The sequence below is a fragment of the Cellulomonas biazotea genome, from assembly GCF_004306155.1.
Lineage (GTDB): Bacteria > Actinomycetota > Actinomycetes > Actinomycetales > Cellulomonadaceae > Cellulomonas > Cellulomonas biazotea.
This window is the reverse complement of sequence record NZ_BIMR01000354.1, coordinates 1-6,570: the sequence shown is the minus strand read 5'-3', so window position 1 is coordinate 6,570 and position 6,570 is coordinate 1. Positions and strand designations below refer to the sequence as shown.

The window sequence follows — 6,570 nt, the reverse complement described above, 5'->3', positions numbered from 1 at the left end:
GCGGCGCACGGAGGCGGCGACCTGGCCGCGGTCGTGGCGGCCGCGGAGCACGCGGGGTCGACGTTCGCGGGGTCCGCGGCGGCGGGTCCGCCGCCCACCGGGCCCCTGTCCGCCGGCTCGTCGTCCGCCGGTCCCGCACGTGAGGCCCCGGACGGCTCGACGACGTCCGAGGACGGCGGAGTGGCACGCGGGGTCGCGGTGCTGCGCAACCCGCTCGGCCTGCACGCGCGGCCGGCGGCGGTCGTGGCCCGGATGCTCGCGGGCTTCGACGCGCGGGTGCACGTCAACGGCGTCAACGCGGCGAGCGTCCTGGAGCTCATGAAGCTCGGCGCGGTGCAGGGGCAGGAGGTCGTGGTCGAGGCCGAGGGCCCGCAGGCGGTCGAGGCGCGCGACGCGCTGCTCGCGGCGGTCGAGGGGGGCTTCGGGGAGGTCTGACCGTTCGCTGCGCCACGTGAGCGACAGCACGAAAAATGCATGGACTGCAAAGTTGCAGAGCGTGTAATGTTGCATCCCATGCAGGATGTGGAGACCGTGCGCGGCACGACGGACGCCGACGGCGCCCGCGCGGTGGGCACCGACCCCGACGCCCCGCCCGACGCCCCCGGGGTCCCGACCGTCGCCGAGCTCGTCGGCACGCTCGGCCTGCGCGAGCGCAAGAAGCGCGCACGACGCGACGCCCTCATCGACGCCACCCACCGCCTGGTCGACCGTGACGGCCTCGACGCCGTCACGGTCGAGGCGATCTGCGAGGCGGCGGGCGTCTCCGTGCGGACCTTCTTCAACTACTTCGAGACGAAGGACGACGCCGTCCTCGGGCACGCCACGTACCCGATCGACCCGCTCGTCGAGGAGGAGTTCGCCGCAGGCGGTCCGACCGGCGACCTCGTCGCCGACCTCGAGCACCTCGTCGCCTCGCTCCTCGAGGCCGCGCCCCCGGCCCGCGCGCGGCTCGCGAAGGGGCTCGAGATCGCGTCGCGCGAGCCGCGCCTGCTCGCCCGGCACCTCGCGTGGCTCGACAAGCACAAGGGCAACCTCCAGGACCTCGTCGCCCGGCGGCTCGGCGAACCTCCCGCGCACCCGCCCGAGACCGTCGCCTCGCTCGCGCTGTTCCTCACGCACGCCACGTTCGTGCGCTGGGAGTCACGCGGCGGTGAGGGCGAGGTCCGCGACCACCTCCACGACGTCCTCGGCGAGCTGCGCGTCCTGCTCACCGGCTGACCCGGCACCCGCGGCGCTCCCCGCGCCGCCGGCGCCCCGACCGACACCACCCGGCCCGCACCCGGGTCCGCACCGCCGCGCGCGAGCACCCTCGCGCGCCGTCCCACGAGAGCAAGGAAACCCATGGCCACCGCCACCGTCCCCGACGTGGGAGCGAGCGACAAGCCGCTCGTCGTCCTCACGAAGCGCACCGTCTGGCTGATCTTCGGCGCGCTCATGGCGAGCATGTTCCTGTCGTCGCTCGACCAGTCGATCGTCGGCACCGCGATGCCCACGATCGTCGGCGAGCTCGACGGCGTCGAGCACCAGGGCTGGGTCGTGACGGCCTACATCCTGGCCATCGCGATCGTCATGCCCCTCTACGGCAAGTTCGGCGACCTGTGGGGGCGGCGCTGGCCGTTCCTCGTCGCCATCGCGCTGTTCACCCTCGGCTCCGCGGTCGCCGGCTTCGCCGGGTCGTTCGGCTGGCTCGTCGCCGGGCGCGGCATCCAGGGCCTCGGCGGCGGCGGCCTGATGATCCTGTCGCAGGCGATCATCGCCGACATCGTGCCCGCCAAGGAGCGTGGCAAGTACATGGGCCCGATGGGCGCCCTGTTCGGCATCGCGGCCGTCATCGGCCCGCTCCTCGGCGGTCTGTTCACCGAGCACGCCGACTGGCGCTGGTGCTTCTGGATCAACATCCCCGTCGGCATCGCCGCGTTCGCGACCGCGTGGTTCACGCTCAAGCTGCCCTCGCACCGATCCGGCCGCCGCATCGACGTCGCCGGCATCGTGCTCGTCGTCCTCGGCACCTCGGGCCTCGTCCTGGCGACCAGCTGGACCTCGTGGTCCGGCCAGAGCACCTACGACTGGGCCGACCCGGGCCTGCTCGCGCTCGTCGGCGGCACGGTCCTCGCGATCGCGCTGTTCATCCTCGCCGAGCTCAAGGCGTCCGACCCGCTGCTGCCGCTGCGCCTGTTCCGCAACCGCACCTTCACGATCGCCACGACCATCGGGTTCATCCTCGGCATGGGCATGTTCTCCGCGCTCGCGTTCCTGCCGACGTTCCTGCAGATGTCGACCGGCGTGGGCGTCACGCAGTCCGGCTACCTGCTGCTGCCGATGATGGCGGGCGTCATGCTCACCGCGATCGGGTCAGGCATCGCGATCACGAAGACCGGCCGCTACAAGATCTACCCGGTCGCCGGCCTCGCGATCACGACCGTCGGCATGCTGTGGCTCACGCGCATCACGGGCGACATGTCGATGTGGCTCTTCGGCGCGATGATCTTCGTCCTCGGTGCCGGCATGGGCCTCGTCATGCAGACGATCGTCCTCGCCGTGCAGAACGCGGTGGACCCGCACGAGCTCGGCACCGCGACCAGCGCCAACAACTTCTTCCGCGAGATCGGCGCGGCCGTCGGCGTCGCGGTGTTCAGCACGATGTTCACCAACCGCCTCATCGAGCAGATCATGACGGTGTTCCAGGGCGTGCCGCAGGCCGGTGGCGAGGCCGCGGGCCTCACGCCCGACGCGGTCCAGCAGCTGCCGGAGCCGTTCAAGTCGGGCGTCATCGACGCCTACGCGTCGAGCCTGTCGTCGTCGTTCTGGTACTTCATCCCGCTCATCGTCGTCGGCTTCGTCCTCGCCCTGTTCCTGCGCGAGGTCAAGCTCTCCGACGTGGCCGGCATGGTCGCGCGCGGCGAGGCCGTGTCCGCCGACGACGCCCGTGCGGGCCACGCCGAGGCGTCCGACGTGAACGCCACGGTCGACGGCGCGGTCGTCGTCGACGAGCTCTCTGCGAGCGACCACCACGACCCGTCCGGCGAGCCCGTGGCCGACGGCGACGCCGTGGGCGCCCGGTAGCCTGACCCGATGAGCTCCACCGTCCCCGACGGGCAGGCCGTGCGCCGCAAGCGACCCGCGAAGCCCCAGTTCACCCAGACCGTCCTCGTGCTCGAGGCCGGCGTGGTGTTCTTCGCGACGCTCGTGGCGTACGGCCTGCGGGTCGCCGACCCGGCGCTCGTCTGGGGCGTCGGCGGCGGCCTGGTCGTCCTGCTGGTGATCCTCGCGGGTCTCGTCGGGCGGCCGGGCGGCTACGTCGCCGGGTCGGTCGCGCAGGGGCTCGTGCTCGCCTGCGGGTTCGTCGTGCCGATGATGTTCGTCGTCGGCGCGGTGTTCGTCGCGATGTGGGTCTACTGCCTGCGCGTCGGCGGGCGGATCGACCGCGAGCGGGCCGAGTGGGACGCCGCGCACCCGGGGATGGTCGGTCCCTGACGGGACCCCGGACGGCCGTGCGCCGTTCACGGACGCGTCGCGACCCGTCCGGCGGCTCCCGTTAGGGTGACCCGCATGACTGACACGCAGCGCACCCTGGTCCTCGTCAAGCCCGACGGTGTCCGCCGTGGCCTCGTCGGGGAGATCCTGCGCCGCATCGAGGCCAAGGGCTACACGCTCGTCGCCGTCGAGCTGCGCGAGGCCGACGAGGCCCTGCTGGCCGAGCACTACGCCGAGCACGCCGGCAAGCCGTTCCTCACCCCGCTCGTCGAGTTCATGCGCTCGGGCCCGGTGCTGGCCGCCGTCGTCGAGGGGCACCGCGTCATCGAGGGCTTCCGCTCGCTCGCGGGCGCGACGGACCCGACCGTCGCCCCTCCCGGCACGATCCGCGGCGACCTGGCCCGCGACTGGGGCCTGAAGGTCATCCAGAACCTCGTGCACGGCTCGGACGGCGAGGAGTCGGCCGCCCGCGAGATCGCGCTCTGGTTCCCCGGGCGCTGACCCGGACCACCGTCTGACGCGACGGCGGGCCGCCATCGGGGCCCGGCGGGGAGCACCAGCGCGCCCCGCCTCCCCGACGGCCCGCCCCGCACGTCCTAGGCTTCCTGCGTGCACCTCAAGACCCTCACCCTGCGGGGGTTCAAGTCGTTCGCCTCGGCGACGACGCTGACCTTCGAGCCCGGCGTCACGTGCGTCGTCGGCCCCAACGGCTCCGGCAAGTCGAACGTCGTCGACGCGCTCGCGTGGGTCATGGGGGAGCAGGGCGCCAAGTCGCTGCGCGGCGGCAAGATGGAGGACGTCATCTTCGCCGGCACCGCCGGCCGCCCGCCGCTCGGCCGGGCCGAGGTCGCGCTGACCATCGACAACACCGACGGCGCGCTGCCGATCGAGTACACCGAGGTGACGATCTCGCGGACGCTGTTCCGCAACGGCGGGTCCGAGTACGCGATCAACGGGCAGGGCTGCCGGCTGCTCGACATCCAGGAGCTCCTGTCCGACTCCGGCCTCGGCCGCGAGATGCACGTCATCGTCGGCCAGGGCCAGCTCGACGCCGTGCTGCGGGCGACGCCCGAGGAGCGCCGCGGCTTCATCGAGGAGGCCGCGGGCGTCCTCAAGCACCGCAAGCGCAAGGAGAAGGCGCTCCGCAAGCTCGACGCGATGCAGGCCAACCTCACGCGCCTGGGCGACCTCACGGGGGAGATCCGCCGCCAGCTCGGCCCGCTCGGCCGGCAGGCGGAGGTCGCGCGCAAGGCCGCCGTCGTCCAGACCGACCTGCGCGACGCGCGCGCCCGCCTGCTCGCCGACGACCTCGCGCAGCTCTCGGCGACGCTCGAGCAGGAGATCGCCGACGAGTCGGCCGTGCTCGCGCGCCGCGCCGAGGTCGAGGCGGCCCTCGGGCAGCACCGCGACCGGCTCGCGACGCTCGAGCGCGAGGCCGCCGAGGCGACGCCGCAGCTCACCGAGGTGACCGAGGTCTGGTACCGCCTGTCGTCGCTGCGCGAGCGGCTGCGCGGCACCGCGTCGCTCGCCGCCGACCGGGTGCGCCTGCTCGGCAGCGCCACCCCGGAGCGCTCGGGCGGGCAGGACCCCGACGACCTCGCCGCGCAGGCCGAGCGCGTGCGCGCCGCGGAGGCCGAGCTCGCCGCCGAGGTCGACCTGGCCCGCGTGGCCCTGGAGGCGGCCGTCACGGCGCGCCAGGAGGCGGAGCAGGCGGCCGCCGCCGCCGAGAAGGAGCTCGCTACCGCGCTGCGGGGTGCCGCCGACCGGCGTGAGGGCGTCGCCCGGCTCGCCGGGCAGGTCGCGGCCCGCCGCAGCCGCGTCGAGGCGACGCAGGCGGAGATCGGCCGCCTGCACCAGTCGCTCGCGGCGGCGCGGGAGCGCGAGGCGTCGGCGGCCGAGGAGTTCGTGGCGCTCGAGTCCGAGGTCGCGGGCGTCGAGGCGGGCGAGGAGGGTCTCGACGCCGCGCACGAGGCCGCGGTCGAGGCGCTCGACGTCGCGACCGAGCACCTCACGTCGCTGCGGTCGCGCCTGTCCGACGCCGAGCGCGAGCACGGTGCGCTCGTGGCACGCGCCGAGACCCTGGAGCTCAGCCTCACACGCAAGGACGGCGTCGGTGCGCTGCTCGCCGCCGACGGCCTGCCGGGCACGGTGGGCTCGGTCGCGGCGCTGCTGTCGGTCGACCCGCGCGACGAGGACGCGGTCGTCGCTGCCCTCGGCGCCGTCGCCGACGGGGTTGCCGTGGAGTCGGTCGACGCCGCCGTCGACGCGCTGCGGTACCTGCGCACCGAGGACGCGGGGCGTGCGACGCTGCTGGTCGCGGGCGCGCCCTCGCCCGACGCGCCGGCCGACCTGCCGCCCGGCGCCGACCGCGCCGTGGACCTGGTCGACGCCCCGCCGCACGTCCAGGCGACCGTGCGCGCGCTGCTCGCCGACGTCGTCGTCGTCGACGACCTCGCCGCGGCCCGCGCGCTCGTCGCGAGCCACCCGCACCTCGTCGTCGCGACCCGCGCGGGCGACGTCCTGTCCCGGCACCGGGCGTCCGGCGGGTCCGCGACCGCGCCGAGCGCGCTGCACCTCCAGGCTGCGCTCGAGCAGGCCAGGGCGGGTGCCGCGGACGCGACCGCGACCGCCGAGCGGCTGCGCTTCGAGATCGCCGCCGCGACCCGGGTCCAGCAGGAGGCGCGCGACGAGCACGAGCGCACGCTCGACCGCCTCAACCAGTCCGACGCGGCCCTCGCGGCCGTCGCCGAGCAGCTCGGGCACCTCGGGTCCGCGGCGCGGTCGGCGCGCGCCGAGGCCGATCGCGTCGAGGCGACGCTCACCGCGGCGTCCGCGACCCTGGAGTCCGACGCGGCCGAGCTGGCCGACCTCACCGCGCGCCTCGCAGTCGCGGAGTCGGAGCCGGCGGACACCGAGGCCGCGATCGCCGAGACGACCGAGCGGCGCGACCGCCTCGGCGGTGTCGCGACCGGTGCGCGCACGCGCGAGACCGAGGCGCGTCTGACGCTGCGCACGAGCGAGGAGCGGGCGCGCGCGCTCGCCGGGCGCGCCGCCTCGCTCGAGCGGGCCGCCGAGACCGAGCGCGTCGCCCGGGCC

At 74.8% G+C, this 6,570-nt stretch carries 6 protein-coding genes; all 6 read left to right on the top strand.

From position 1 onward, the window contains the following. On the top strand, positions 1-435 hold a 435-nt coding region (locus tag CBZ_RS18430), incomplete at its 5' end, for an HPr family phosphocarrier protein (protein ID WP_130782923.1). Positions 436-513: 78 nt separating this feature from the next. Next, positions 514-1,218 carry a TetR/AcrR family transcriptional regulator gene (locus CBZ_RS18425; RefSeq protein ID WP_246013535.1) on the top strand — a complete coding sequence of 235 codons (705 nt, stop codon included), beginning with the start codon at positions 514-516 and terminating at the stop codon, positions 1,216-1,218. 123 nt (positions 1,219-1,341) lie between these two features. Further along, positions 1,342-3,063, top strand: a complete 1,722-nt coding sequence (locus CBZ_RS18420; protein ID WP_130782921.1) for an MDR family MFS transporter — start codon at positions 1,342-1,344, stop codon at positions 3,061-3,063. Between the two features lie 9 nt (positions 3,064-3,072). Continuing rightward, on the top strand, positions 3,073-3,474 hold the full coding sequence (locus tag CBZ_RS18415) for a DUF4233 domain-containing protein (RefSeq protein WP_130782920.1): 402 nt from the start codon (positions 3,073-3,075) through the stop codon (positions 3,472-3,474). 75 nt (positions 3,475-3,549) lie between these two features. Further along, positions 3,550-3,975 (top strand): nucleoside-diphosphate kinase, encoded by a 426-nt coding sequence (gene ndk / locus CBZ_RS18410; RefSeq protein WP_130782919.1) that lies wholly within the window; start codon positions 3,550-3,552, stop codon positions 3,973-3,975. Between the two features lie 108 nt (positions 3,976-4,083). After that, positions 4,084-6,570: chromosome segregation protein SMC (gene smc, locus CBZ_RS18405; protein ID WP_130782918.1), on the top strand; the 2,487-nt coding region annotated here is incomplete at its 3' end.

Bases quoted from the DNA above. Each gene is read 5' to 3' on its own strand.
- CBZ_RS18425 (WP_246013535.1), top strand. From the start codon at position 514: ATGCAGGATGTGGAGACCGTGCGCGGCACGACGGACGCCGACGGCGCC.
- CBZ_RS18420 (WP_130782921.1), top strand. From the start codon at position 1,342: ATGGCCACCGCCACCGTCCCCGACGTGGGAGCGAGCGACAAGCCGCTC.
- CBZ_RS18415 (WP_130782920.1), top strand. From the start codon at position 3,073: ATGAGCTCCACCGTCCCCGACGGGCAGGCCGTGCGCCGCAAGCGACCC.
- ndk (WP_130782919.1), top strand. From the start codon at position 3,550: ATGACTGACACGCAGCGCACCCTGGTCCTCGTCAAGCCCGACGGTGTC.